The 24,558-nt window shown below is 75.9% G+C and carries 22 protein-coding genes and 1 pseudogene; 10 read left to right on the top strand and 13 right to left on the bottom strand.

The annotated features are described in order from the left end of the window. Positions 1-68 precede the first annotated feature (68 nt). The 5 genes from O7628_RS26280 to O7628_RS26260 are packed head-to-tail and all read left to right on the top strand — an operon-like array spanning position 69 to position 5,199. A complete protein-coding gene (locus tag O7628_RS26280; RefSeq protein WP_278134586.1) occupies positions 69-1,247 on the top strand; it encodes an ABC transporter ATP-binding protein in 1,179 nt (392 codons plus the stop codon). After that, positions 1,244-2,068 carry an ABC transporter permease gene (locus O7628_RS26275; RefSeq protein WP_074479079.1) on the top strand — a complete coding sequence of 275 codons (825 nt, stop codon included), beginning with the start codon at positions 1,244-1,246 and terminating at the stop codon, positions 2,066-2,068. Before O7628_RS26280 ends, O7628_RS26275 begins: the two co-directional genes overlap by 4 nt. Positions 2,069-2,108: 40 nt before the next feature. Next, positions 2,109-2,993, top strand: a complete 885-nt coding sequence (locus O7628_RS26270; protein ID WP_278134584.1) for a 3'(2'),5'-bisphosphate nucleotidase CysQ — start codon at positions 2,109-2,111, stop codon at positions 2,991-2,993. Continuing rightward, positions 2,990-3,904, top strand: a complete 915-nt coding sequence (gene cysD / locus O7628_RS26265) for a sulfate adenylyltransferase subunit CysD (RefSeq protein WP_278134581.1) — start codon at positions 2,990-2,992, stop codon at positions 3,902-3,904. Before O7628_RS26270 ends, cysD begins: the two co-directional genes overlap by 4 nt. After that, positions 3,904-5,199, top strand: a complete 1,296-nt coding sequence (locus O7628_RS26260) for a GTP-binding protein (RefSeq protein ID WP_178064554.1) — start codon at positions 3,904-3,906, stop codon at positions 5,197-5,199. Before cysD ends, O7628_RS26260 begins: the two co-directional genes overlap by 1 nt. A gap of 597 nt (positions 5,200-5,796) precedes the next feature. On the opposite strand, the pseudogene O7628_RS26255 reads toward O7628_RS26260, so the two are convergent. The 11 genes and pseudogenes from O7628_RS26255 to O7628_RS26205 form a co-directional block, all read right to left on the bottom strand. Beyond that, positions 5,797-6,192, bottom strand: a pseudogene (locus tag O7628_RS26255) (hypothetical protein); the annotation flags it as partial. 175 nt (positions 6,193-6,367) lie between these two features. Continuing rightward, positions 6,368-6,724 (bottom strand): hypothetical protein, encoded by a 357-nt coding sequence (locus O7628_RS26250; RefSeq protein WP_141724012.1) that lies wholly within the window; start codon positions 6,722-6,724, stop codon positions 6,368-6,370. Positions 6,725-6,865: 141 nt separating this feature from the next. Next, positions 6,866-7,984 (bottom strand): PIN domain-containing protein, encoded by a 1,119-nt coding sequence (locus tag O7628_RS26245; RefSeq protein WP_278134577.1) that lies wholly within the window; start codon positions 7,982-7,984, stop codon positions 6,866-6,868. A gap of 50 nt (positions 7,985-8,034) precedes the next feature. Continuing rightward, positions 8,035-8,763: a VOC family protein gene (locus O7628_RS26240; protein ID WP_278134575.1), complete on the bottom strand. Its 729-nt coding sequence runs from the start codon at positions 8,761-8,763 to the stop codon at positions 8,035-8,037. A 55-nt stretch (positions 8,764-8,818) separates the two neighbouring features. Next, a complete protein-coding gene (locus O7628_RS26235) occupies positions 8,819-10,819 on the bottom strand; it encodes an EAL domain-containing protein (RefSeq protein ID WP_278136407.1) in 2,001 nt (666 codons plus the stop codon). 101 nt (positions 10,820-10,920) lie between these two features. Next, on the bottom strand, positions 10,921-11,880 hold the full coding sequence (locus O7628_RS26230) for an NAD(P)-dependent oxidoreductase (RefSeq protein ID WP_278134574.1): 960 nt from the start codon (positions 11,878-11,880) through the stop codon (positions 10,921-10,923). 32 nt (positions 11,881-11,912) lie between these two features. Continuing rightward, complete coding sequence (locus tag O7628_RS26225) at positions 11,913-13,073, bottom strand: cytochrome P450 (RefSeq protein ID WP_278134572.1); 1,161 nt, start codon at positions 13,071-13,073, stop codon at positions 11,913-11,915. Then, complete coding sequence (locus tag O7628_RS26220; RefSeq protein ID WP_278134570.1) at positions 13,066-14,559, bottom strand: class I adenylate-forming enzyme family protein; 1,494 nt, start codon at positions 14,557-14,559, stop codon at positions 13,066-13,068. Before O7628_RS26220 ends, O7628_RS26225 begins: the two co-directional genes overlap by 8 nt. Before the next feature lie 30 nt (positions 14,560-14,589). After that, positions 14,590-15,348: a glycosyltransferase family A protein gene (locus tag O7628_RS26215; protein WP_218107420.1), complete on the bottom strand. Its 759-nt coding sequence runs from the start codon at positions 15,346-15,348 to the stop codon at positions 14,590-14,592. After that, positions 15,345-16,376 (bottom strand): 3-oxoacyl-[acyl-carrier-protein] synthase III C-terminal domain-containing protein, encoded by a 1,032-nt coding sequence (locus O7628_RS26210; protein WP_278134567.1) that lies wholly within the window; start codon positions 16,374-16,376, stop codon positions 15,345-15,347. The genes O7628_RS26215 and O7628_RS26210 overlap by 4 nt, the downstream gene beginning before the upstream one ends. A gap of 199 nt (positions 16,377-16,575) precedes the next feature. Further along, positions 16,576-17,892 carry an alkaline phosphatase PhoX gene (locus O7628_RS26205; protein WP_278134565.1) on the bottom strand — a complete coding sequence of 439 codons (1,317 nt, stop codon included), beginning with the start codon at positions 17,890-17,892 and terminating at the stop codon, positions 16,576-16,578. A gap of 265 nt (positions 17,893-18,157) precedes the next feature. On the opposite strand from O7628_RS26205, the gene O7628_RS26200 reads away from it, so the two are divergent. From O7628_RS26200 to O7628_RS26180, 5 genes are all read left to right on the top strand, one after another. Next, entirely contained in the window at positions 18,158-18,997 is an 840-nt protein-coding gene (locus O7628_RS26200; protein WP_278134563.1) for an endonuclease/exonuclease/phosphatase family protein, read from the top strand. 169 nt (positions 18,998-19,166) lie between these two features. Next, on the top strand, positions 19,167-20,243 hold the full coding sequence (locus O7628_RS26195) for a hypothetical protein (protein WP_278134560.1): 1,077 nt from the start codon (positions 19,167-19,169) through the stop codon (positions 20,241-20,243). Between the two features lie 50 nt (positions 20,244-20,293). Next, entirely contained in the window at positions 20,294-21,322 is a 1,029-nt protein-coding gene (locus tag O7628_RS26190) for an ATP-binding cassette domain-containing protein (protein WP_278134558.1), read from the top strand. Then, positions 21,322-22,110: an ABC-2 family transporter protein gene (locus O7628_RS26185; RefSeq protein ID WP_074477938.1), complete on the top strand. Its 789-nt coding sequence runs from the start codon at positions 21,322-21,324 to the stop codon at positions 22,108-22,110. Before O7628_RS26190 ends, O7628_RS26185 begins: the two co-directional genes overlap by 1 nt. Positions 22,111-22,114: 4 nt before the next feature. After that, on the top strand, positions 22,115-22,903 hold the full coding sequence (locus tag O7628_RS26180) for an ABC-2 family transporter protein (RefSeq protein ID WP_278134554.1): 789 nt from the start codon (positions 22,115-22,117) through the stop codon (positions 22,901-22,903). Here the strand turns inward: O7628_RS26180 and O7628_RS26175 are convergent. Together O7628_RS26175 and O7628_RS26170 are read right to left on the bottom strand one after the other, a co-directional pair. Continuing rightward, positions 22,882-23,484, bottom strand: coding sequence for an AAA family ATPase (locus tag O7628_RS26175; protein WP_278134552.1), 603 nt, complete (start codon positions 23,482-23,484; stop codon positions 22,882-22,884). The two genes, O7628_RS26180 and O7628_RS26175, sit on opposite strands and share 22 nt — an antisense overlap. Then, positions 23,471-24,313: a nucleotidyltransferase domain-containing protein gene (locus O7628_RS26170; protein WP_278134550.1), complete on the bottom strand. Its 843-nt coding sequence runs from the start codon at positions 24,311-24,313 to the stop codon at positions 23,471-23,473. Before O7628_RS26170 ends, O7628_RS26175 begins: the two co-directional genes overlap by 14 nt. Between the last annotated feature and the right edge of the window lie 245 nt (positions 24,314-24,558).

Here is a 24,558-nt window from a genome sequence, read left to right as displayed (position 1 = left end):
GTCCGCCGCCGGCACCCCTCGTGCCGGCGGCGGACGGCGGCACCCCGCACCCCCAGACAGGAGAGCAGATGCCCAGCAGAGACGGGCCGGCCGTGGTCGAGGTCGCCGACCTCGTCAAGCGCTACCCGCGCAGCGACACCAACGCCGTGGACGGGCTGTCGTTCACCGTCGCGCCGGGCGAGATCTTCGGACTGTTCGGGCCCAACGGCGCCGGCAAGTCCACCACCGTCGGCATCCTCACCACCCGGCTGCGGGCCACCGGCGGCCGGGTGCTGGTCGGCGGCGTCGACGTCGGGCGCGACCCCGCGGCCGCCCGCGCCCAACTGGCCGTGGTGCCCCAGCACAACAACCTGGACCGCGCCCTGACCCCCCGGCAGAACCTGGTCTACCACGCGACCTACCACGGGCTGCCCCGCCGGGAGGCCGAGAGCCGGGCCGGGGAGCTGCTGGAGCGCTTCGGCCTCACCGAGCGGGCCGACCGGCGCATCGAGGCGTACTCCGGCGGGATGGCCCAGCGGCTGATGATCGCGCGGGCGCTCACCCACGACCCGATGGTGCTCTTCCTCGACGAGCCGACCAACGCCCTCGACCCGCAGACCCGGCTGCTGATCTGGGGGCAGATCCGCCAGCTGCGCGAGCGTGGCGTCGCGATCGTGCTCACCACCCACGCGATGAACGAGGCGGCCCGGATCGTCGACCGGGTCGGCATCGTCGACCACGGCAGGCTGCTCACCTGCGACACCCCGGACAGCCTGGTCCGGGGCCTGGCCGGCGACGCGCTGCTCGACCTCACGCTCACCCCGGCCCCCGGCGACGACCCGGAGGCGCTGTGCGCCGCGCTGGGCGAGTTGGACGGCGTACGCAAGGCGGAACGGCTCGCGTCGCCCACCGTGCCGGCCGGTCTGCGGGGCGGCGCGGGGCTGCCCGGCGGGGCCGGCGGCGGCGCGGCGCTGGCGGCCCTGGCCGCGCGGGCCGGCGGCGGGGCGCGGCCCGGTGGCGGCGGCCTGGCCGCCCTGGCCGGCGCGGGCCTGCTCGGGCGCGGCGGCGCGGCGGGCCGCAACGGCGGGGGCCCGGCCGGGCGCGGCCGGCTGCGCGTGCGCCTGCACCTGGCCACCGACCCCGCCGCGCTGCTCGGCGCGGCGGTCACCGTGCTCACCACGCGGTCGGCGGCGCTCAACGCCATCGACATCGGGGAGCCGAGCCTGGAGGACGTCTTCATCGAACTGACCGGAAGGGAACCACGGTGACCGCTGTAGACACGCCGACCCCGCTGCGACCGGCGGTCACCCCACGCCCGCGGCCCGGCGCCGGCCGGGTGTTCGCCGCCGTGCTGCGCCGCGACCTCATGGTCACCGGCCGGGAGCTGTGGGTCATCCTGGTGCAGGTCGGGCTGACCCCGCTGTTCATGCTCTTCGTGTTCGACACCATCCTCGGCGGGCAGGGCATCGTCGGGCGCAACTTCGCCGACCTCTTCCTGCCCGGCATCATCGCGCTGGCCGCCCTCACCACCGCGTTGCAGAGCGTGGCCCTGCCGCTGGTGAAGGAGTTCGGCTTCACCATGGAGATCGAGGACCGGCTGATGGCCCCGCTGCCGACCAGCCTCGTCGCGATCGGCAAGCTGGTCATCGCCACCGTCCGCGGGCTGATCGCGGCCCTGCTGATCTATCCGCTCGGCGCGCTGGTGGTCGGCTCCGCGCCGTGGCGTCCGGAGGGGCTGCCCCTGGCGTTCGTGGTGGCGCTGCTCGGCGCGTGGATCGGCGGGGCCATCGGGATGAGCCTGGCCACCACCCTGCCGGTGCAGCGGATCAACGTCACCTTCTCGGTGATCCTCACCCCGATCATCTGGACCGGGTGCATCCACTACCCCTGGCCGAGGCTGTCGCTGCCCTGGTACCAGGTGGTCACCGCGCTCAACCCGATGACGTACGTCTCGGAGGGGGTGCGCGGGGCGCTGCTGCCCGAGGTGCCGCACATCCCGGCGTGGGTGTGCCTGAGCGTGCTCACCGGGGTGGCCGTGGCGCTGACCTGGCTCAGCGTCCGCTGCTTCAGTCGACGGGCGGTCCAGTGACCGCCCGGGCGTTACCCACCGGCCCCTGCGAGGAGCTGCCATGCCGACCCTGACCCCTCCGGAATCCGACGCGGCGCTCGCCCGCCGGCTCGCGGCCCACGCCGGCGAGCTGCTGCTGCGGGTACGCTCCGCGCACGGCCACGGTGACCCGGCCGCGTTGAAGGCCGCCGGCGACCGGGCCTCCCACGACCTCCTGCTCGCCGAGCTGGCGTCCCACCGACCGGACGACGCGGTCCTGTCCGAGGAGGACAAGGACTCCCGCGCGGTCGGGCACGTCGACGCCGGCGGCCGGCTGACCGCCGACCGGGTGTGGATCATCGACCCGTTGGACGGGACCCGGGAGTTCTCCGAGGAGGGCCGCTCGGACTGGGCGGTGCACGTGGCGCTGTGGGCGCGCGGCGCGTCGACGCCGCATCGCCTGGTGGCGGGGGCCGTGGGCCTGCCCGCCCAGGGGCGGGTGCTGGCCACCGACGCGCCGCCGACGCCGCCGGCCCCCTCCGCCGACGCCGCCGCGCCGCTGCGGCTGGCGGCCAGCCGCAGCCGTCCCCCGGCCTTCCTGGCGGACCTGGCCGCCGAGATCGGCGCCGAGCTGGTGCCGATGGGCTCGGCGGGGGCGAAGATCGCCGCTGTGGTGACGGGTGAGGTCGACGCGTACGTCCACGCGGGCGGCCAGTACGAGTGGGACTCGGCCGCCCCGGTGGCCGTGGCCACCGCCGCCGGCTTCCACGCGTCGCGCGTCGACGGCTCCCCACTGGCCTACAACCAGGCCGACCCGCGCCTTCCCGACCTGCTGGTGTGCCGTCAGGAGCTCGCCGCGCCGCTGCTCGCCGCCCTCGCGCGGCAGCTCTCCGGCGCGGCGGCCCCCGGCGGCTCCGGCGTCCCCTCGACCGGAGGCGTCCCCTCGACCGGAAAGGACACGCGATGAGCAGCGGATCGGCTGCGTACCAGGTCTCCCAGCTCGACGAGTTGGAGGCGGAGAGCATCTTCGTGATGCGTGAGGTGGTTGCGGAGATGGAGCGGCCGGTGCTGCTCTTCTCGGGTGGTAAGGATTCGATCGTGATGTTGCGGTTGGCGCAGAAGGCGTTTGCGCCGGCGAGTGTGCCGTTTCCGGTGATGCATGTGGATACGGGGCACAACTTTCCCGAGGTCCTGGAGTATCGGGATCGTCGGGTGGCGGAGTTGGGGTTGCAGTTGATCGTGGCGTCGGTGCCGGAGGCGTTGGCGCGGGGGTTGGTGCGGGAGTCCGGGGACGGGATGCGGAACCGGATCCAGACGCCGGTGTTGTTGGACGCGGTGGAGAAGCACCGGTTCGACGCGTTGTTTGGTGGGGCGCGGCGGGATGAGGAGAAGGCGCGGGCGAAGGAGCGGGTGTTCTCGTTCCGGGACGAGTTCGGGCAGTGGGATCCGAAGAACCAGCGGCCGGAGTTGTGGTCGTTGTACAACGGTCGGCATCATCCGGGTGAGTCGATCCGGGTGTTCCCGTTGTCGAACTGGACCGAGTTGGATGTGTGGCACTACATCGCGCGGGAGCGGATTCCGTTGCCGTCGATCTATTTCGCGCATGAGCGTGAGGTGGTGGAGCGGGACGGGATGTTGTATGCGGTGAACGAGTTCTTCACCCCTCGGGCGGGTGAGGAGCGGTTCGTGGAGGTGGTGCGGTACCGGACGGTGGGGGATGCGTCGTGCACGGCGGCGGTGCGGTCGGATGCCGACACGGTGGCGGCGGTGATCGAGGAGGTGGCCGCGACGCGGGTCACCGAGCGGGGTGCGACGCGGGGCGACGACCGGGTCAGTGAGGCCGCGATGGAGGACCGTAAGCGGGAGGGCTACTTCTGATGAGCATCGACATGGCGCCGGTCGAGGTGGAGGCGCGGCCGATGGACCTGTTGCGGTTCGCGACGGCCGGGAGTGTGGACGACGGTAAGTCGACGTTGATCGGCCGGTTGTTGTATGACACGAAGTCGTTGTTCACCGATCAGTTGGCGGCGGTGGAGGCGGTGTCGGCGGCGCGGGGGGACGAGTACACGAACCTGGCGTTGTTGACCGACGGGTTGCGGGCGGAGCGGGAGCAGGGCATCACGATCGATGTGGCGTACCGGTACTTCGCGACGCCGCGGCGGAAGTTCATCATCGCGGACACGCCGGGTCATATTCAGTACACGCGGAACATGGTGACGGGGGCGTCGACGGCGGACCTGGCGTTGATCCTGGTGGACGCGCGCAAGGGCCTCGTGGAGCAGTCGCGGCGGCATGCGTTCCTGTGTTCGTTGTTGCGGGTGCCGCATCTGGTGTTGTGTGTGAACAAGATGGACCTGGTCGACTTCGACCGGGAGGTGTTCGAGGCGATCGCGGACGAGTTCACGGCGTTCGCGGCGAAGCTGGACGTGCCGGACCTGACGGTGGTGCCGGTGTCGGCGCTGCGGGGGGACAACATCGTGTCCCGGTCGGAGGACATGCCGTGGTATGAGGGGCCGTCGTTGCTGCACCACCTGGAGCGGGTGCACATCGCCTCGGACCGCAACCTGCAGGACGTGCGGTTCCCGGTGCAGTACGTGATCCGGCCGCAGTCGACCACGGTGACCGACTACCGGGGGTACGCCGGTCAGGTCGCCTCGGGGGTGTTGAAGGCCGGTGACGAGGTGATGGTGCTGCCGTCGGGGTTCACCTCCCGCATCGCCGCGGTCGAGACCGCCGACGGGCCGGTGGAGGAGGCGTTCCCCCCGATGTCGGTCACCGTGCGGCTGGAAGACGAGATCGACATCTCCCGTGGGGACATGATCTGCCGGCCGCACAACGCCCCGGCGGTGGCGCAGGACATCGAGGCGATGGTCTGCTGGATGGACGAGACCCGCCCGCTGACCGTCGGCGGCCGCTACGCCATCAAGCACACCACCCGCTCCGCGCGGGCGATCGTGCGGGGCCTGCACTACCGCCTCGACATCAACTCCCTGCACCGCGACGAAACCGCCACCGAACTGAAGCTCAACGAGATCGGCCGGATCCGCATCCGCACCACCGTTCCGCTGCTCGTCGACGACTACCACCGCAACCGCACGACGGGCGGCTTCGTGATCATCGACGAGGCCACCAACCGCACGGTGGGCGCGGGCATGGTCGTGCAGCGGGACTGACACCACCCACGGCGGAACGGGGGTCGGCGGTCGCCGGCCCCCGTTCCTCGTGCAGCCGCCGGGACCGGTGGGCCGGCCACCGACAGCGCCGGGACGCGGCCGGGACCGCCGGGCGCGCCGCCGCCGTCAGGCCCCGGGCGGGTAGGCCCCGGCCGCCCAGCGGCGCAGCAGGTCGATGCCCTCGTCGAGCTGCCCGTGCTCGGTCAGCAGCGTGATCAGCAGCGGCAGGGACCGGCGGTCGCCCTGCTCGACGGCGCGCCGCAGCAGGTCGATCGCCTCGTCCGGGCGGCCACCGGCGGCCAGTAGGGCGGCCAGCTCGACGTGCGCCCCGGGATCACCGAGGTCGGCGGCGACGCGCCAGTAGCGTTCGGCGTCCTCCGCCTCCCCCCGCTCGGCCAGCAGGGCCGCCAACCGGGCGGCGGCGTGCCCGTCGCCGTGGTCGGCGCGCAGCCGCAGCTCGTCGGTGTGCCCCCGGTCGGCCAGCAGGTCGACGAGGACGCTGCCCGCGCCCCGCGCCCCCGAGGCGCCCGAGTCGGCGAGGTCGCGCAGGTAGCCGGTCGGGTCGGGCACCGGGGTCAGCCCCCCGGTCGCCTCCGACCCGAAGAACCGGCTGCCGCCGAACTCCAGGCGCAGCCGGTCGTCGAGGTCGTCGGCCAGGGCGATCATCCCGCGTACGGCCAGCAGCAGGTGGGTGGGGACGAAGTCCTGCCCGAAGACGGGGATGGAAGCCCACACCGTGCCGCCGGTGCAGTAGACCCGGCCGACGACCAGCCCGTTGGTCAGGTCGGAGAGGCGCTGGTAGAGCGTCTGGGTCGGCTCGACGCCGGTGAGCAGCGGCGAGAAGACGTCCACCAGGGGCGGGTCGTCCTGGACCCGTACGAAGATCATGGCGGAACCGGCGCGGATGCCCACGTCGCCGTCGGCGTCGACCCGGAGCTGGTCGGCGGTCACGCCGAGGACCGCGGCCAGGATCCCCTTCACCCGCTCGGTGAGCTTGCCGCCCTCGGCGTCCCCACCGTCGAACACGGGCGGCGGCGGGCGGCGCGGGCCGACGACCGGCCGCGCGGCCAGCGCGGCGGCCAGCCGGGTGCGCCCGGGAACCGGCGCGGCGGTCGTGGTCGTCGTCGGGCGGGCGGCCAGCGCGGCGACCCACCGCTGCCACCGGGTGTCACGCGCCGTCATCGTGCTCACCGTCCGGTGTGTCGGCGGGCGGCTCGGCCGGCGGCTCCACCCGGACCTGGTCGAACATCTTGGCGATCACCAGCGGCGCGGCCACCCCGAAGGTGAAGCTGGCGAACGCGGTGTCGGCCAGGCCACCCGCGCCGGCCGCGGCGGCCAGGCCGGTGCCGGCCGCCGCCCGCAACAGGACGGCGAAGACGACGATCGGCCGGTCCCGCCGGTCGCGCCACGGCCACTGCCACCGGCCCCCGGACTCGCTGGTCGGGCGCATCATGGCGGAGAGGTTCAGTGCCTCCGCGACGGCGCTGCCGACCATTCCCCACATCGCGGCCATCCATAGAGACACGTCCCAACCCTAGCGATCGAGGGAACCGCCACCGGCACCGCCCCGCGGGTGGGTGGCGACACCACTGCCCACGGTAGCCGGACGCCACAACGGACCGTCCGATCCCGACCGTCCACGGTGGTGGGGGCCGCCGGAGCGCGGTCAGGAGGCCGCCGGCACGGTCAGCAGGTAGTCGTCGGCGTCGGCGCTCCACCGCAGGTCGACGACCCCGCTGGTGGCGGCCGCCTTGCAGAACTGGAGGAAGCTGCGATAGCCGAGCTTCTTCTCGCTGAAGTCGGGGCGCGCCCGGCGCAGCTGGTTCTTCAGCCCGGACAGGGCGACGTCGCCCCCACCGCCGGCCAGGTCGGCGACCACGGACCGGAGCAGCCCGAAGGCCACCTCCCGGTCGCCGTGCTCGGGCAGGGACACCTCCGGGTCGCCCTTCGCCGGCCCCTCGGCCAGCTCGATCACCGTCCGCCCGGCGAGGTGGCGCAGCAGCTCGCCGAAGGTGCGGAAGCCGTAGTCGGACTCGCTGAACGTCGGGTCCTTGCGCAGCAGGGTGCGCTTGAGCGTCGAGGCGGTGACCTCCCCGCTGGAGCTGCCCTGGAGACCGGCGACGGTCTGCGCCACCAGCACGCTGAGCGTGTCGACGTCGCGCGCCGGCTCCGCGCCCACCGGCTGCGCCTCGGGCTCCGCCGCCTCCCCCGCCTCCGCCGCCTCGACCTGCCCGGCCTGCTCGACCTGCCCGGCCTCCGGGCTGGGCAGCCGGGCCGGACGGCCGCGCCGGGCGCGCGCCGGCGGGACGTCGACGCCCTCGAGGCGGTCGTAGTAGAGAAACTCGTCGCAGGCCGGCGGCAGCAGCGCCGAGGTGGACTTCTCCACGCCCACGCCGATGACCCGCTTGTTGAGCTCCCGCAGCTTGTGCACCAGCGGCGTGAAGTCGCTGTCGCCGGTGCAGATCACGAACGTCGAGACGTACGCCCGCTCGAAGGCCAGCTCCACGGCGTCGACGGCCATCTTGATGTCGGCCGCATTCTTGCGCGAGGCGCCCATGCGCTGCGGCATCTCGATCAGCTCGACGTGGGAGCGGGTGAGCATCCGCCGGTCCTCGTCGAAGTAGGACCAGTCGGCGTACGCCCGGCGCACCACCACCCGCCCCCGCTCGGCGAGGGCGTCGGCGAGGGGACGCAGGTCGAAGACCATGCCGCCGAGGTGCTCGCGCGCTCCCAGCGCGAGGTTCTCGTAGTCGAGGAACAGGGCGATGCGGTCTTCGTGATCCACGCTGGCCAGCGTACGCCCGGCACCGGCCCACCCGCGGCGCACGCGCCGAGCTACGCCGGGGCCGTGGCCGGGCGGACGACGGTGAACACCGCCCCCGCCGGGTCGGCGAGCGCGGCCACCCGGCCGGTCGGCACGTCGCGGGGCGGCACCAGCAGCCGCCCGCCCAGTGCCTGCGCCCGCCCGGCCACGTCGTCGGGGTCGGCGACGGCGAAGTAGACCATCCAGCCGGTCGGCAGCAGGCCCGCCAGCGGCGGGGGCAGCGCCAGCCGGCCGGCGACGGGCCGCCCGTCGGCCAGCAGCAGGGCATACGAATCGTCGGGCGCGCCCGGCGGCACGCTCGCCCGCAGCCCGAGGGCGTCGGCGTGGAACCGGTCGGCGGCGGCGGGGGCGGTCGTCATGTACTCGTACCAGCTCGGCCGCCCCGGGCCGGGGGCGACGACGTCGGTGCCGGCGCGCAGTCGGAAGGACCCGCCGAGCGGGTCGTGCACGTCGTCGCCGTCGACGCGCGCCCCGGCCCGGCCGGCGGCGGCCCGGACGGCGTCGACGTCGCCGGCGGCGAGCACCGTCCACCAGCGGGCCGGCGCGGCGCCCGGCGCCAGGCCGGCGGCGGGCGTCCCCCCGGCGTACGCGACAGTCTCTTCGGTCCGCCCGGCGTGCGGGCCGGACGGTGCGGCGTACGCCCAGCCGAGCAGGTCGGCGTAGAAGGCGCGGGCGGCGTCGGGGTCGGGGGTGGCGAGCGTGACGCCGCCGGGCAGCGCCGGCGCGGGGGGTGCGGTCACCTGGGTCTCCGGGGAACGGCGGGGCGGTGGTCGGGGCGCGGGGTCGGGGCGGCGGTCAGTGGTCGGGGCGGCGGGACGGGGCGTCCACGACGGCGGGACGGTCGTCGGGCTCCCGGTTGAGCAGGACGTCCAGGGGCACGGGGCGGCCCAGGTGGTAGCCCTGGCCGGCGTCGACGCCCAGCCGGCGCAGCGCGGGCACCAGCGCGTCGCGGTCGACCGACTCGGCGACGGTGCGCATGCCCAGCCCGTGCGCGGCGCGCACGACCGCGTCGATGAGCACCGGGTCGGCACCGCCCCGGTCGGCCTGCCGGACGAAGTCCCCGGCGATCTTGACGGTGCTGAACGGCAGGTGCTTGAGGTAGGCGAACGAGCCGAAGCCGGCCCCGAAGTCGTCCAGGCTGAGCCGGCAGCCGGCGTCGCGCAGCGTGCCGGCGAGGTTGCGCACGGCGGCGACGTTGGTGATCGCCGCCGTCTCGGTGACCTCCAGGCCCAGCCGGCGGGCCTCGACGCCGGCCGCGCGCAGCCGCCCCACCACCCAGTCGCCGAAGCCGGGCGACTCCAGCGACCGGGCGGAGATGTTCACGTCGAAGCGGGTCCCGGCCGCCGCGGCGGCCGGGTCGGCCAGCGCCGCCGTGGCGGTGGCCACCACCCACCGGTCCAGCTCCCGGATGAGGTCGTCGCGCTCCACCGTGGGCAGGAAGTCGCCCGGCGCCAGCTCCGGCTCCCGGCCGTCGCGCAGCCGGATCAGCAGCTCGTGGCTGACCACCTCGCCGGTCAGCAGGTCGATGATCGGTTGGGCGTCGAGGCGCATCCGGCGCTCGTCGAGGGCGTTGCGGACCCGGGCCACCACGTTGACCCGCTGCACGGCGTGCCGGTACTGCTCGGGCAGGTAGAGCCGGGCCCGGTTGCGCCCGGCGTTCTTCGCCTCGTAGAGCGCGAGGTCGGCGTGGGCGAGCGCCACGTCGCGGGTGTCGCCGGGGGCCAGCGACGCGGCCCCGATGCTCAGGGTGACCCGCAGGCCGGCGTCGACCAGGGGCACGGGACTGCGTACGACGGCGTTGCACAGGCCCTCGGCGACGGCGAGGGCCCCGCCGGCCGTGGCCTCGGGCAGCACGACCGCGAACTCGTCGCCGCCGAGGCGGCCCAGGAGGGTGCCCGCCGGCAGGTGCCGGACGAGCAGGCGGGCCAGCACGCGCAGCACGTCGTCGCCGACGGCGTGCCCGTGCACGTCGTTGATGTCCTTGAAGTTGTCGATGTCGATCAGCAGCAGCGCGCCGCTGCGCCCGTCGCCGGAGGCGAGCAGGTCGTCGAGGCGGGCGAGCAGGGCGCGCCGGTTCGGCAGGTCGGTCAGGGGGTCGCGCTCGGCCAGCCGGGTCAGCTCGTCCTGGGCGCGCCGCATGGCCGTGATGTCGTGGGCCGTGCCCAGGACGCGTTCCGGGGCGCCGGTGGCGTCGGTGACGACCTCGCCGTAGCACTCGAAGACGCGGATCGTCGCGCGGTCGGGCAGGTACATGCGGTGGGTGTAGGCGAACGGCGACGCGGTGGCCAGCGCCGACTCCAGGGTCCGCTCGATGAGGCCGATGTCGTCGGGGTGCACGAGCTGGCGGTAGGACGGATAGTCCAACGTGGTGCCCGGCGGCAGGCCGAACATCTGCAGCAGCACGTCGGACCAGACGACCTCGCCGGTCGCCACGTGCCACTCCCAGGTGCCGACCTTGGCCAGCTGCTCGATGCGGGCCAGGCGCCACCGGTGGTTGCGGCCCCGCTCGCGTTCGCGGCGTTCGGCGCTGACGTCGCGCACCTCGTACACGCGCAGGGGTTCGCCGTCGGAGTCGACGCCGTGGCAGCACACCTGCAACCACCGGGTCGCCTGCTCGGCGGCGGGCCAGGGGACCTCGACGGCCGGGCCGCCCGGCTCCACCCGCGCCAGCGGCAGCTCGTCCGGCCGCACCCCGAGCCGGCCGGCGGCCACGTTGGACCAGAGGCAGCGGCCGTCGGGGGCGAGCACCAGCAGGGCGGTGCAGGAGACGTCGGCCGCGGCCGCCGCAAGAGTCATCACCTGGCGGGCACCCCATCCCTCTCCCCGGGCTCGGATCGCACGAGGGCGCCCTCGTGCGAGGGACCCCGACGCATGGTCATCCGGCCGCGACGCGGAGTCTACCCACGGTCCCGGCCGCCGCGTGTCCCGCGCGCCGCCCGCCCTGGTCCGTCCGGCGCGGCCAGGTAGTCGGCGAGGTCGCGGCGCGGCCGGTACCCCTGGGCTCGGGCCCGGCCGAGGTCGAGCACCATGTCGCGGGCGAGCTGGTCGACGGCGTACCGGGTCAGCAGCGGCGGGCGGCGGGTGAGGCCCGACCACGCGGTCGCCGCCGACGCGGCGGCGTGGGCGATGCCGGCCGGCAGGTGGGCCAGCCGCGCGGGGTCGCCGACCGCGGCGAGCACCGCGCGCAGCACGGCGTCGCGCGAGTACGGCCGGGCGTCGGCGATGTTGTACGCCCCGCCCGGCCAGGCGGGGGCGGCCAGGCAGGCGTCGGCCAGGTTCTCCACGGCGGTGAGGCTGAGCCGCACGTCGGGGCCGGGCACCGGCAGCCACCCGCCTCGGCGGGCCCGCAGCAGCCGGGGCAGCAGGTGCGGGTCGCCGGGGCCGTAGACCGCCCGGGGCCGCAGCACGACCGCGCCGGCGGCGAGGGCGAGGCGCTCGCCGGCGGCCTTGGTGCGCCCGTACGCGGAGAGCTGCCCGTCGGTGGGGTGGTCCTCGGTGACCAGGGTCGCGCCCTGCGGCCGGTAGACGCTGGCGCTGCTCACCCAGACCAGGGGGCGGCCGGCGGCGGCGTCGAGCACCCGGGCCGCCCCGTCGACGTTGACGGCCCGGTAGGCGCGTTCGGCGGCCCGGCCGGGCGGCGGGTCACCGACCGCCGCGGCGAGGTGCACGACCACGTCGGCCCCGGCGAGGTCGGGGGCCGTGCGGGCGGCGTCCCACGGGACGTGCCGGCCGACCGGGCCGGGGCGGCGGCCGAGGCAGCGCACCCGGGCCCCGGCGGCCGCCGCCGCGCGGGCCACGGCGGCGCCGCAGAAGCCGCTCGCCCCGGTGACCGCCACCTCGGCCCCGTGGAGGTCCACGCGCCGGCCCCGGGCGTCGGCCCCGGCGGGGCTCACGCGCCGGCCCGGATCACCAGGCGCGCCCAGCCGGGCAGCGCGGCGCGCCCGTCGGCGCGGGCCCGGGTCACGACCGGCCGGTGCGGGGCGAGCGCGGCGAGGGTGTCGGCGAGCTGCGCGCGGGCCAGCCGGGCCCCGGGGCAGGAGTGCGGGCCGGCGCCGAAGACCAGCCGCGCGGTCCGGGCCGGGGCCGGGTCGGCCGGGTCGGGCCCGGCGCGGTGCGCCCCGGCGGCGTGCCGCGCGACCAGCAGCAGCCGGTCCCCGGCCCGGACGGGGCAGCCGCCGGCGGTGCCCGCCGCCGCGGCGACCCGGGGCAGCAGCGGGCTCGGCGCGGTCACCCGCAGCAGCTCGTCGACCAGGGCCTCCCGGCCGGCCGGGTCGGCGGCGGCGGCCCACAGCCGGTCGTCGGCGCACCAGGCGACCGCCCGGGGCAGGCCGGAGACGGTGGTGTTGACGGCGGCGACGGCGAGCATGCCGGCCAGGCCGGCGGCCTCCGGCGGCACGCCGAGCAGGTCGGCGAGGTCGGCCACGGCGCGGCGGGCGGCGCGGGCCCGGCCGGGCGGGCGCGGGCCGGGGAGCTGGGCGGCGGCGGCCGTGGCGGCGGCGCGGCGGGCGGCGGCGGCCAGGGCGACGGGGTCGGCGTCGACGCCCAGCAGCGCCGCCGTGGTGACGCCGGCCAGTTCGGCGGCGACCGGCACCAGGTCCACCGGCTCCCCGGCGGCCAGCGGGGCGAGCCGCCGCCGCAGCACCGCCGTCCAGGCCGGGCGCAGCCGGGCCACCCCGGCGGGCCCCAGCCCGTCGTGCAGGGCGCGGCGCAGCCGCCGGTGCTCGGGGCCCTCCTGGTCGAACAGGAGCCCGTCGGCGCCGAGCCGGTGGGCGGTCCCGCCGACGGTGCCGGCGGCGGCCCGGTCCAGGGGCAGCCGGGTCAGCGCGTCGAGGTACGCCTGCGGGTCGTGCACGAGCACGGTGCGGCCCAGCCGCAGCACCGGCCGGCGCCGGGTGGCGACGAGCACGCCGAACAGCAGCGGGTAGCGCCGCAGGTAGACGCGGCGGTCGCGGCGGCGGCCCCGACCGGGACGCGCGGACCCGACCGGCCAACCGGCCCCGGCGGGGGCCGCGTCGACCGGGGCCGCCTCGGCGGCGGGGCGCTCAGCCACGGCCGCCCCGCCGCGGGCTCGGGACGGGCCGGCCCGTCGCGGCGGCGGCCAGGGCGGCCGTGGCGGCCCGGTCGGGCTTGCGGGACCGTCCGCTCGTCGGCACCGGGGCGATGAGCAGCGCGTCGGGGCGGGCGGCGCCCATCCGCGCGAGCACCGGGTCGAGGGCCCCGCGCAGCCGGCCGGGGTCGACGCCGGGCTCCGGTTCGACGACGGCGACGAGCCGTTCGTCGCCGTCGTCGGCGGGCACGCCGACGAGCACCGCCAGGTTGACCCCGGGCACGTGCAGGGCCGGCTCGTACAGGCCGGGGTAGATGTTCTCCGCGCCGCGCAGGATCATGTCCTTGCTGCGGCCGGCGAGGACGATGCGGTCGCCGTCGAGCCGGGCGACGTCGCCGGTGTCGACCAGGTCGTGCGGCGGCTCGCCGAGATAGCGGTGCGCCTGCCCCGGCCCGGCGAGCAGCAGCCGCCCGTCGGGCCCGACCCGGGCGTCCACCCCGGGCAGGGGCGCGCCGACGAGGTCGCCGTCGCCGGTGAAGGCGGCCTTCTCGGTCGCCTCGACGGCGGCGGCCGGGAAGAGCTCGGTGAGCGCGTACACCCCCCACGCCTGCTCGGCCCCGGCCCGGCGGGCCCGGTCGAGCAGGGTGGCGCTGACCGGCGCGGAGCCGCTGTAGAACCGGCCGGACAGCCGGGGCCGCTGCGCCAGCAGGGCGCGCAGCTGCGGCGGGGTGAGGTAGCTGGCCTGCGGGCGCAGCCGGGCCACCTGCCGGGCCAGGACCCGGGGCGAGCGGGCCGGCAGGGCCACCGGCGCGCCGCTGGCCAGGGCCGGGACGAGGACGAAGAACGTGCCGCCGAGCACCGGCGCGCCCGCGCGCGGCCGGACCAGGTCGGCGACGGCGCGCATCCCGGCGTCCAGGCCGGCGCGGCGGTGCACGACCGCCCGGGGCCGGCTGGTCGTGCCCGAGGTGAAGATGATCACCGCGTCGTCGTCGGGTCCGCCCCGGTCGGGGGCCGGGCCGGGGCGGGGGCGCAGCGCCGGGGCGCAGCCGGGCAGCCGGCGGCCGACCGTACGCACCGGCCCCAGCTCGGCCAGCCGGGGCAGGGCCAGCCGCGCCCGGTCGGCCAGCGGGCGCGCCCAGCCGGCGACGGCCTGCGCCGCCGCGTCGGCGACGACCAGGGCCGGGCGGGCCAGGGCCAGGCGCGCGGTGAGCACGTCCGGGCCGGCGCTGGGGTCGAGCACCGCCACCCGCAGCCCGAGCCGGTGCGCGGCGAGCAGCACCGACAGGGCCAGGGGGCCGGGGCGCACCGCCACCCCGAGGGTGTCCCCGGCGGCGAGGCCGTGGTGGTGCAGGGCGGCGGCGTACCCGTCGGCGAGGGCGGCCAGTTCGCCCCGGGTGGCCCGGGTGCGGGTGCGGCCGGTGGGACCGGCGGCGAGCACGGCGGGCCGGTCGGGGTGGCGGCGCAGCACGGCGGCCAGTTCGTTGAGCATGGTGGGACTCGTTTCCGGGCGGGGGTGCGGTCAGCGCGGGTCCGGGGAGAGCCGGCCGCTGCCCCGGTCCAGGTACCAGGCGGCGGTGCGGCGCAGCCCGTACGCCCGCAGCCGCCGGGTGGAGTTCTCCACCACCATGGTGCGCTCGTGGACGATGGCGTCGGTGTGCCGGCGTACCCGGTTGAGGAACTCGCGGTCGGTCGGCGACGGGCGGCGGGGCATGCCCCCGGCGGCGAGGTACGCCTCGGCGGTGATCGCCATGTTGTTGCCCGCGTGCATCCGGTAGGGGGCCCGGTAGCCGGGGCCCCGGTGGGCGGGGCGCAGCCGGCCGAAGGTGGTGGCGACGGCGACCAGGCAGCGGAACCCGGCCCGGCCCAGCGGGCCGTGCTCGTCGCGGCGGGCCTCGATCCGGCCGCACGCCATGGCCGCCCCGCCGGTGAGGGCGCGGCGGGCGGCGGCCACCCAGCCGGGGTGGGGCAGGCAGTCCGCGTCGGTGCGGGCCAGCAGCGTGGCGCCCTGCGCGATCGCGTGCCGGAAGCCGGTGTCGACGGCCGCGCCGACGCCCCGCTGCTCCTCGCGCAGCAGCCGGGTCGGCACCGGCGCGTGCACGGCGAAGCGGCGCACCGCGTCCCGGGTGCCGTCGGTGGAGCCGTTGTCGACCACCAGCAGGGTGAAGTCCCGGTCGGTCTGCGCGGCGAGGGCGTCGAGGGTGCCGCCGATGCGGGCGACCTCGTTGTACGCGGGCACCACCACCCACAGGGCGGTCCCGCCGTCCCCCGGGCCGGTCACGACTTCTCCCAGACCATCGTCATGAGGCTGACGCCGCCGCCGAGGCCGACGAAGAGCACCCGGTCACCGGGGCGCAGCGTGGCGTCGACGCGGGCGAGCTGCACGCCGAGGGTGGCGCTGGCCAGGTTGCCCAGCTCGCCGACGGTGATCTCCAGCTTGTCCCGGGGGACGCCGGTGACCTCGACGAACCGGTCGAGGTAGGGCAGGGTGACCTGGTGGACGAGGACCCGGGCGTAGTCGGCCCAGTCGAGGCCGGTGCGGCCCCGGACCCGGTGCAGGATGTCCGCGCCGATCTTCTCGAACACGTCGCGCAGGGCGCGGCCGTCGCCGGTGAAGTAGGTGTGTTCGTCGCCGCGGGGGTGGCGGGACCCGCCGCCGGGGATGCCGCCGACCGTCCAGTGCTCCGACCAGGTCTCGGTGTCGACGTCGACGATCCCGCCGCGCGCGACCGGCTCGACGAGGACGGCGGCCCCGGCGTCGCCGAAGGTGTAGCCGGCGAACGCGCCCCGGGCCTGGTCGAGGTCGGTGACCTGCCAGCGCATCGCCCGGGTGGGGGTCTCCCCCGTCACGACCAGGGCGCGGCGGGCGCGGCCGGCGAGGATCGCCGAGCGGGCCAGGTCGATGCCGTTGAGGAAGCTGTTGCAGGCGTTGGTGACGTCGAGGGCGTGGGCGCGGCTGCCGAGTTCGGCCTGCACGATGTGGGCCGTGGCGGGTTCGGCGACGTCGCGGGTGGCGGAGGCGAACAGCAGCAGGTCGACCTCCTCGGGTTCCCGGCCGGCGGCGGCGAGCGCCCGCCGGGCGGCGCGCACGGCGAGGGTGGAGGCGTACTCGCCGTCGGCGGCGAGCCGGCGGGAGGAGATGCCGGTCATTCGCGCGAGCAGGCCGTCCGGCAGGGTCAGCCCGCTGGCCTCGGCGAGCCGCCGCTGCACCTCGGCGGTGGGGACGGCCTGCCCGGGGAGGCTGGCCCCGACGGCGGTGATGCCCACCCGCCCCCGGGCCGGGCTCAGTGGTGGTGTGGGGTCGATCATGCGTTGAGCTTGCCCAACGCGCCCGGCCAACGGATGAGTAGGGGTGCTCATGTTCGCCCGGCGGCCCCGGTGGCGCACGCTCAGGGGCGCGCGGCGCGGCGGCGGATCCGCCGCCGACGGCGAGCCGTCGTGACGGGAATCACGCGCCGCGGCGGCCCGGCGGGGTCGCCGGGCCGCCGCGCGGCGCGTCCCCGGCCCGCTACCTGCGGAAGGGGCCGGTGATCTCGAACGTCGTGCCGGGGGCGTAGCAGTTGACGTACATGGTCCGCCGGTCGTCGGCGAAGCAGGCCCCGGCGAACTCGCCGTACGACGGCGCGGACTCGGTGCCGAGGTTCTGCCGGTTGCGGGCGAACAGGTACGGCTCGCCGTCGACCGTGGTGCCCATCAGGTAGCTGTCCCCGTCGCCGTCCTGGCAGAGCATCAGGCCGCCGGCCGGGGTCATGCAGATGTTGTCGGGCGTCTTGTAGAGGTCCGCCTCCGGGTCGGTGCTGCGGAACACGACGACCAGCGTCAGCGTGTTGGCCGCCGGGACGTACCGCCACACCTGGCCCTGGTGGTCGGCCTGGGAGCCGTGCTCGCGCACCGCGAAGGAGGAGACGAAGTAGGCCGCGCCGTCGGCGCCCCACCACGCGCCCTCCAGCTTCTGCGCGTGGGTCACGCCGCCGGGGCCGTAGTCCTGCAACCGCACGGGCACGCTCGTGGCGAGGGGGTCCGGCACGTCGAGCCACTCGACGCCGCCGAAGACGGCCCCGGGCTCCTGCACGGTGGACAGGTCGGCCACGCCGGGCACCCGCATCACCTGGAGCCGCCCGCCGGCCCGCAGGCTGCCGTGGCCGCCGAGCGGCCGGCGGGGCAGGAAGCGGTAGAAGCAGCCGAACTTCTCGCCGTAGGCGTCCTCGGTCTCGTACACGACGCCGGTGCGGGGGTCGACGCAGATCGCCTCGTGCGCGAAGCGACCCATGGCCGTGAGCGGCGTCGGGTCCACGTTGCGGTCGGTGCGCCACGGGTCGACCTCGAAGATGAAGCCGTGGTCCTTCTCGTGGCCGCCCTCGCCCCGGCGGATCTCCGTCTCCTCACAGGTCAGCCACGTCCGCCAGGGGGTCACCCCGCCCGCGCAGTTGGTGGACGTGCCACCCAGGCTGATCTGTTCGGCCACCCCGCGGGGCCCGACGACCAGCGTCGTGGTCCCGCCGACGGCGACGGGGTCGTAGGTCAGCTCGGCGGGCGCGACCACCGGCGCGAAGGCGCCCACCCGGTTCTCGTGGTTGCGGACGAGCCGGACGTCCCGGCCGGGGCCGGCGAACGCGGCCATGCCGTCGAAACTGCCGGGCGCGACGCCGGCCGGCGCGGTGCCACGCTCCCGGGAGAGGACCCGGTAACGGAATCCGCGGGGCAGGTCCAGCAGCCCGGCCGGGTCGGACACGAGCGGGCCGTATCCGCCCCCGTGGCCGGCGAGCGCGGGAGCCGCCGTGAAGAGCGCGTCAATTGCGCCCGAGAGCGCGACACCCGCGCCCATGATTCCTGTTTGCGCGAGGAAACTTCGCCGGTCGAGACCCAAGACAGCTCCTTAGTGCGAGAAGGCGAGCAATCGTAACTGCTCAATACCGTGACTGTCGTTGCGCGTTACCCGTACATCGCCCGCGCCGATGCCCCTATTTGTTTTCCGGACCCCCTGTCCCGGCGCGCCGGCGGGCGTCCGGCGCGTAACCCGCGCTGCTACGGTGCGGGGCGTCGCGGCCCCGGAGCGGACGGGCCGGCGCACGGGGAGGGACGGGGCCGGGATGCCGCTGCGCGTCGTCACGTACAACATCTGGGGCGTCGGGACGCCCCACCGGTACTGGCGCGACCGGGCCGTCCTGCGCGGGGCCCGGGCGGGCAGCCCGGCCCTCGCGGAGGCCGACGAGCCCCGGGTGTGGCGGCGGCGGGCCGCGCTGTTGACCCGGGCGCTGGCCGACGCCGACGCCGACCTGGTCGCCCTCCAGGAGGTGCCCGCGCCGGCCGGGTCGGGCGGCGGGCGGGCGCGGGAGCTGGCCGACGCGCTGCCCGGGCGGTGGGAGGTGGCGCACTCCGGGCCCGGTCCGACGCCCGGCCTGGCGGTGCTCAGCCGCGGGCCCGTCGACTCGTGCCGGGTCTTCCCCGTGCCCGGCTTCGGCGGCTTCGGCGGGCACCCGGACGTGCTGGAGGTGTCGACGCCCGCCGTCACGGTCTGGGTGGCGCACCTGCCGGTCGGGCCCGACGAGGCGAAGGAGGCGTGCCTGCGGGGCCTGGAGGCGGCGGCCGCCGCGGCCCCGCCGGAGCGCCCGCTGCTGGTCTGCGGCGACCTGAACTGCCCGGCGGACGGCGCGCTGATGGGCCGGCTGCGCGACCGGGGCGCGCTGGTCGACGCGTGGGCGGCCGCGGGCGGCCCACCGGCCGCGCTGACCATGCCCGTGCCGACGCCGACCTGGCGGCTCGACCACGTCCTCGTGCGGGCCGCCGACCCGGTCCGCGCGACCCGCCCGGCCCTGCTGGGCACCGCCTGTGACGACAGCGGCCAGTATCCCTCGGACCATTTCGGGGTGGCGCTGTCGCTCGACCTCGGCGCGCCCGCGCCGGGGCCTTCCGATCTCGCCTCGCATTGACCGACGACAAAGCAAGTGGGCCGTCGACACGCGCGGCGGAAACGGTGTCAGGGGTCGCCCCCGATCGGCAACGCTGGTACGTTGACCGCGATCCACGCCGATGCCCGATCGTGACACCGCCGGCCGGAAGGAGCAGGAGTTGTCTCATGGTGGCGTGTCCGTTGCCGTCATGACGCATCCGTCCCGGCGGCACCTCGCGGAGGACCTCGCGCGACGGCTGGCCCCCTACCCGGTCGAGGTCGTCGTCGACCCGGAGCCCGACGGCCCGCCGCGGACGCTGCGCACCGCCAGCGCGGCGTGGGCCGCCGTCGGGCCCGGCTGCACCCACCACCTCGTGTTGCAGGACGACGCGGTGGTGTCCCCCGGCTTCCTGGAGCACGCCTTCCGGGCCGTGCAGGCCCGGCCGGACGGCGCGGTCGCCCTGCACAGCGACTGGGGGTCGCGCAACGGCGCCGCCGTCCGGATGGCCGCGCTGCTGGGCGCGCGCTGGGTGCGCGCCGTCTGCGACTACGTGCCGACCATCGCGCTGGCCCTGCCGGCCACGGCGGCCAAGGGGCTCGTCGACTACATGGCGGCGCAGGACCCGGACGAGGCCGACGACGTCGCCGTGGCCCACTTCGCGCGGGAGGTGGGGCTGCCGGTGCACCTCGCGGTGCCGAACCTGGCGGCGCACCACGACGTGCCGAGCGTGGTCGGCAACAACGACCGGGGCCGCCGCGAGGCGTCCTGCTACGTGGGCGAGCCGCCGCCGGGCTGGTCGCCCGATCCGGCGCGCACGCTCGACGGGTTCGACTGCCTGCCCTACTTCAAGCACGGCGAGCCGCGCATCGTGGTCGAGAACGACCGGCCCACCAACAACTGGAGCCCGGTGCCGCTGGAGGCCGCCGTCGACCGGTTCGGCGTCGACCTGCCGGCGCTGCGCGGGCGCTACGCCCGCGACGTGGCGGACCCGCAGCCCTGGCTGGCCGACCTCGCGGCCCGCGTGCCGGCCGACCAGCTGTGGTCGCTGTGGGTGACGGCGTGCCTGATGGGCCTGGCCCGCACGCGGATGGAGCCGTTCCGGTCGCTGTGGGAGTCGTGGGGCCGGCCGGTCGAGCCGGTGCTGCGCGAGCGGGTCCTGGCCACGCTCGCCCTCGGCGGGATGTTCCCCCGGGTGACGCACCCCGAGGTGGAGCGGCTCGGCACGGCGCCGGCGCGGCTGGCCGCGCTGGGGCTGGCCGCCGGCGACGCCTGGGGGCGTGACTGACCGCCGGTCGCCCGCGCCCCCTGTCGTCCGTCAGATCGGAGCACAGCGCCATGGCCCCCACGGCCGCACTGGTCGAGGCCACCGGCCTCGTCAAGGAGTTCCGCCGCCCACGCAAGGCGCCGGGCCTGGCCGGCGCGCTCCGGCACCTGGTCACCCGGCGGTTCGACGTCCACCGCGCCGTCGACGGCATCGACCTGCGCGTCGACGAGGGCGAGTCCGTGGCGTACGTCGGCCCGAACGGCGCGGGCAAGTCGACCACCGTGAAGCTGCTGACGGGCATCCTGGTGCCCACCGCGGGCGAGGTGCGCGTCGCCGGGGTCGTGCCGCACCGGGACCGGGTCGCCAACGCGCGCAACGTGGGGGTGGTCTTCGGCCAGCGCACGCAGCTGTGGTGGGACCTGCCGGTGCAGGACACGTTCGAGCTGCTGCGCGACATGTACCGCATCCCGGCGGCCGACTACCGCCGGTCGATGGACCGGCTCTGCGAGGTGCTGGAGCTCGGCCCGCTGCTGCCGGTGCTGGCCCGCAAGCTGTCGCTCGGGCAGCGGATGCGGGCGGACCTCGCCGCCGCGCTGCTGCACGAGCCGCGCATCGTCTACCTCGACGAGCCGACCATCGGGCTGGACGTCTCGGTCAAGGAGCGGGTGCGCGCCTTCCTGCGGCAGCTCGTCGCCGACGGCACCACCGTCCTGCTGACCACGCACGACGTGGGCGACATCGAGGAGGTGTGCCGGCGCATCGTCGTCGTCGACGAGGGGCGGATCCGGCACGACGGCCCGGTCGACGTCCTGCGCGACACCCTGGCGGGCCACTCGACGGTGCGCTTCCAACTGGCCGCGCCCGCGCCGCTGGAGCTGATCCGGGAGCGCCTGCCCGACGCCGAGGTGGACACCGGGGCCGGCGAGCGCGACCTGGTGGTCCGCTTCGACCGGACGCTGCGCCCGGCGGGCGCGGTCGCGGCCGCCGTGATGGCGCTGGTGGAGGTGCGGGACCTGCGCATCGACGACGAGGGGGTCGCCGACCTGATCCGCCGGCTGCACGAGCGCGACTCCCCGGCCGCCCTGACCGGCGCCGGCTGATGCGGCCCTACCGGGCCATGGCGCGGATCGCCTGGCGCAACGCCCTGGCCTACCGGGTGCCGTTCCTGATGAGCCTGTCCATGCTGGTGTTCAACCTGGTCGCCATGTTCGCGCTGTGGCGGGCGCTGCTGGGCGACGGCAACTCGCTGGCCGGCTTCACCTGGCCGCAGATGAAGGCCTACCTGCTGGTGTCGTTCTTCACCAACTGCCTGGTCTCGACGTTCACCGACTTCGCGATGGCCTCGCGGATCCGCAGCGGGGCGGTGGCCGTCGACCTGGTCAAGCCGGTGGACTACCAGAAGGGCCGGTTCGCCGAGGCGCTGGGCTTCGCGCTGCTGGAGACGGCGGCGGCGGCGACCGTGTGCGCCGTGGTCCTGGTGGCCTTCGGCGGGGTGCCGCTGCCGCCGCCGGGGCGGCTCGCGCTGTTCGTGGCGAGCCTCGCCGCCGTGGTGCCGCTGAAGTTCCTCATCGTCTACATGTGCGGCCTGCTCTGCTTCTGGACGCAGAACTACCTGGGCATCAGCCTGGCCCGGGTGGCGGTCTCCGGGATCCTGTCCGGGGCCACGGTGCCGCTGGCGTTCTTCCCGGCGTGGCTGCGGCACGTCGCCGAGGTGCTGCCGTTCCAGGCCGTCACCAACACCCCGGCGATGCTGTTCCTGGGCCGCTCCCCCGGGTTGCCGGGCGCGCTGGCGGTGGCGGTGCAGCTGCTGTGGATCGTCGCGCTGTGGTGGCTGGCCCGGCGGCTGTGGCACGTCGCGGTCCGCCGGCTCACCGTGCACGGGGGCTGAGCCGGTGCACACCCTGCGCGTCTACCGGCGCTGCCTCGGCGCGCACCTGCGGGCCACCCTGGAATACCAGGCCGACTTCTGGATCCTGGTGGTCGCCGCCGTGCTGACCCAGGGCGCGGGGCTGCTGCTCATCGCGACGATCTTCGCCCGGGTCCCCCGCATCCACGGCTGGGGGGTGTGGGAGGTCGTGTTGATCTTCGGGATGATGGTGCTCGCCCAGGGGGCCAGCGAGCTGCTCGCCGAGGGCACGTGGGGGCTGGCCGGCCTGATCAACCGCGGCGAGCTGGACCGGATGCTGCTGCGGCCGTACCCGTGCCTGTTGCAGGTGTGCAGCAGCCGGGTGGGCATGAACGCGTTCGGCAACCTGACCGTCGGCGGCGGGCTGCTCGGCACCGCGCTGGCGCACCTGGACGTGGCGTGGACGCCGGGGCGGGTGGCGCTCGCGGCGGTGCTGCTGCCGAGCGCGCTGCTGATCAAGGTGTCGCTGACCGTGGTGGCCAACTCCACGTCGTTCTGGCTGCGGGGGGCGATCAACACCTTCGCCGCCGGCCTGGACCAGCTCGGTGAGCTGACGAAATATCCGCTGAGCATCTACTCGGTGGGGTTGCAGGCGGTGCTGGCGACCGCCCTGCCGTTCGCGTTCATCGGCTTCTTCCCGGTGTCGGCGTTCCTCGACCACGGGCGGCTGGCGTGGGTGGGCCTGCTGACGCCGGTGGTGGCGGCCTGGTGCGTGCTGCTCGCCGTCGCCGTGTTCCGCCGGGGCCTGCGCCGCTACGAGAGCGCCGGGAACTGAGACGCCCGGGGGCCGTCGAGCGCGTCGAGCGCGTCGAGGGTGAGGGTGGCCTCGCCGGCCCGCGCGCGGATCGCCGCGATCGTCTCGTCGACCGTCAGGTCGCCGTTGTCCAGCCAGAGGCCGACGCCGGCCAGCTCGCCGGCCATCTCGTCGGCCAGGTGCAGCCAGCCGCGCAGGACCGTCTTGTGTGGGCGGAGCTCGTCACGCGCCGCCGCGACGGCCAGGTCGGGGCGGAGCATCACGAAGCCCAGCGGCGCGGGGTGCAGCAGCTCCAGGTAGCGCCGCAGCCGCTGCCGGGACGTCACCACGTAGTCGAGGACGACCAGGAAGTCGGCGGCGAGGAACGAGCGCGCCAGCAGGCACTGGTTGCCGACGTTGAGCAGGATCTGCCGCTCGGCCTCCTCGTCGTGCTGCGGCTGCGGCGGCCGGCTGCCGGCGACGATGAGCCGTTGCAGCGCGTCGCCCTCGACGTGCACGCCCCGGGGCACGGAGCGGGCCAGCGCGCGGGCGGTCGTCGACTTGCCGGCCCCCGGCACGCCGGTGACCATCCAGACCCGGGGCCCGGCCTCAACCCCCGGCACCGGCCATGACCTCCTCGCGCACGTCGCGCAGCAGCCGCAGTGCGCGGGTCAGGTCGCCCGGGTCGGCGGAGAGGGCGGCGAGCGCCGCCTCGACGCCGCCGCGGAACCCGGCCGGGGTGGTCGGGAAGGTCGCCGCCTCCGCCACCGCGCCCTTCTCGTTGACCAGGTAGCGGCCGGCGGTGGCGAAGAGCACCTGGGTGAGGCAGGCGACGGCCCGGTAGGCGCAGCCGGTGACGTACGCGACGTCGCCCCGGCCGGCGGCGGTGACCGCCGTGTGGAGGGCGAACTGCGACTCCCAGCCGAACTGCCCGACGAGGGCCTTCGCCAGCGGCTCGGGGTAGGGGTCGGTGAGCTCGCGCAGCTGCGCGAGCACGCCCTGCGGGTCGTGGAACGCGACGTTGTGGTGCAGCTCCCCGGCGTAGATCACGGTGCAGAACCCGTGCGGGTGGCCGGGCTGGTAGTGGATCTCGGGCCGCCCGGCGGCGCACGCCCGCACGACGGCGCGGACGCGGTCGACCTCCCGCAGCAGGACGTCGGTCTTCACCCCGTCGACGACGAGCCAGCCGCCGCCGTTGATCCACGGCCCCCACTCGCCGTAGCCGGTGCACCCGGCGTCGCCGCTGTCGTCGATGCGGGCGAAGGCGGCGCTCAGCTCCCGGACGTCGGGCCGGCCGTCGCGGTGGTAGTAGACGCCGACGTCCACGTCGGACCTGCGGTCGGCGGTGCCCCGGGCGCGGGATCCGCCGAGGGCGAGGCCCGCGATGCCGGGCAGCCCCGAGAGCGCGTCACGGATCTTGGTGAGGATCGCGTCCTGTTCGGCGTCGCCCACGGGCCGCCACCCTTTCTGTACCGTCACCGGCCGCGTGCCAACGTAGCACATCCCGGGCGCGCGCCCGGCCGTCCTCAGGGGCCGGCAATAGGGGTTTCCAGTCGTTCTCCGCGTGTCGTATAAGGGCCTCGCATCGGCACTGGGAAATCAATTCTGGACCGGTCGAAGACATTGACGTACGCTGCGGTCTGACGACACGGTGGCCTCGCCATGACATCGAGGGCGATCGAAGGCCACGACCGAAC

It is taken from the genome of Micromonospora sp. WMMD956 (genome assembly GCF_029626125.1).
GTDB classification, from domain to species: Bacteria; Actinomycetota; Actinomycetes; order Mycobacteriales; family Micromonosporaceae; genus Micromonospora; species Micromonospora carbonacea.
This window is presented reverse-complemented; position numbering and strand designations above follow the sequence as displayed.

What these genes read in the sequence shown, in the direction of transcription:
- O7628_RS26280 (WP_278134586.1), top strand. Translation starts at nt 69, where the DNA reads ATGCCCAGCAGAGACGGGCCGGCCGTGGTCGAGGTCGCCGACCTCGTC.
- O7628_RS26270 (WP_278134584.1), top strand. Translation starts at nt 2,109, where the DNA reads ATGCCGACCCTGACCCCTCCGGAATCCGACGCGGCGCTCGCCCGCCGG.
- cysD (WP_278134581.1), top strand. Translation starts at nt 2,990, where the DNA reads ATGAGCAGCGGATCGGCTGCGTACCAGGTCTCCCAGCTCGACGAGTTG.
- O7628_RS26260 (WP_178064554.1), top strand. Translation starts at nt 3,904, where the DNA reads ATGAGCATCGACATGGCGCCGGTCGAGGTGGAGGCGCGGCCGATGGAC.
- O7628_RS26235 (WP_278136407.1), bottom strand. Translation starts at nt 10,819, where the DNA reads ATGACTCTTGCGGCGGCCGCGGCCGACGTCTCCTGCACCGCCCTGCTG.
- O7628_RS26220 (WP_278134570.1), bottom strand. Translation starts at nt 14,559, where the DNA reads ATGCTCAACGAACTGGCCGCCGTGCTGCGCCGCCACCCCGACCGGCCC.
- O7628_RS26210 (WP_278134567.1), bottom strand. Translation starts at nt 16,376, where the DNA reads ATGATCGACCCCACACCACCACTGAGCCCGGCCCGGGGGCGGGTGGGC.
- O7628_RS26205 (WP_278134565.1), bottom strand. Translation starts at nt 17,892, where the DNA reads ATGGGCGCGGGTGTCGCGCTCTCGGGCGCAATTGACGCGCTCTTCACG.
- O7628_RS26200 (WP_278134563.1), top strand. Translation starts at nt 18,158, where the DNA reads ATGCCGCTGCGCGTCGTCACGTACAACATCTGGGGCGTCGGGACGCCC.
- O7628_RS26195 (WP_278134560.1), top strand. Translation starts at nt 19,167, where the DNA reads ATGACGCATCCGTCCCGGCGGCACCTCGCGGAGGACCTCGCGCGACGG.
- O7628_RS26190 (WP_278134558.1), top strand. Translation starts at nt 20,294, where the DNA reads ATGGCCCCCACGGCCGCACTGGTCGAGGCCACCGGCCTCGTCAAGGAG.
- O7628_RS26185 (WP_074477938.1), top strand. Translation starts at nt 21,322, where the DNA reads ATGCGGCCCTACCGGGCCATGGCGCGGATCGCCTGGCGCAACGCCCTG.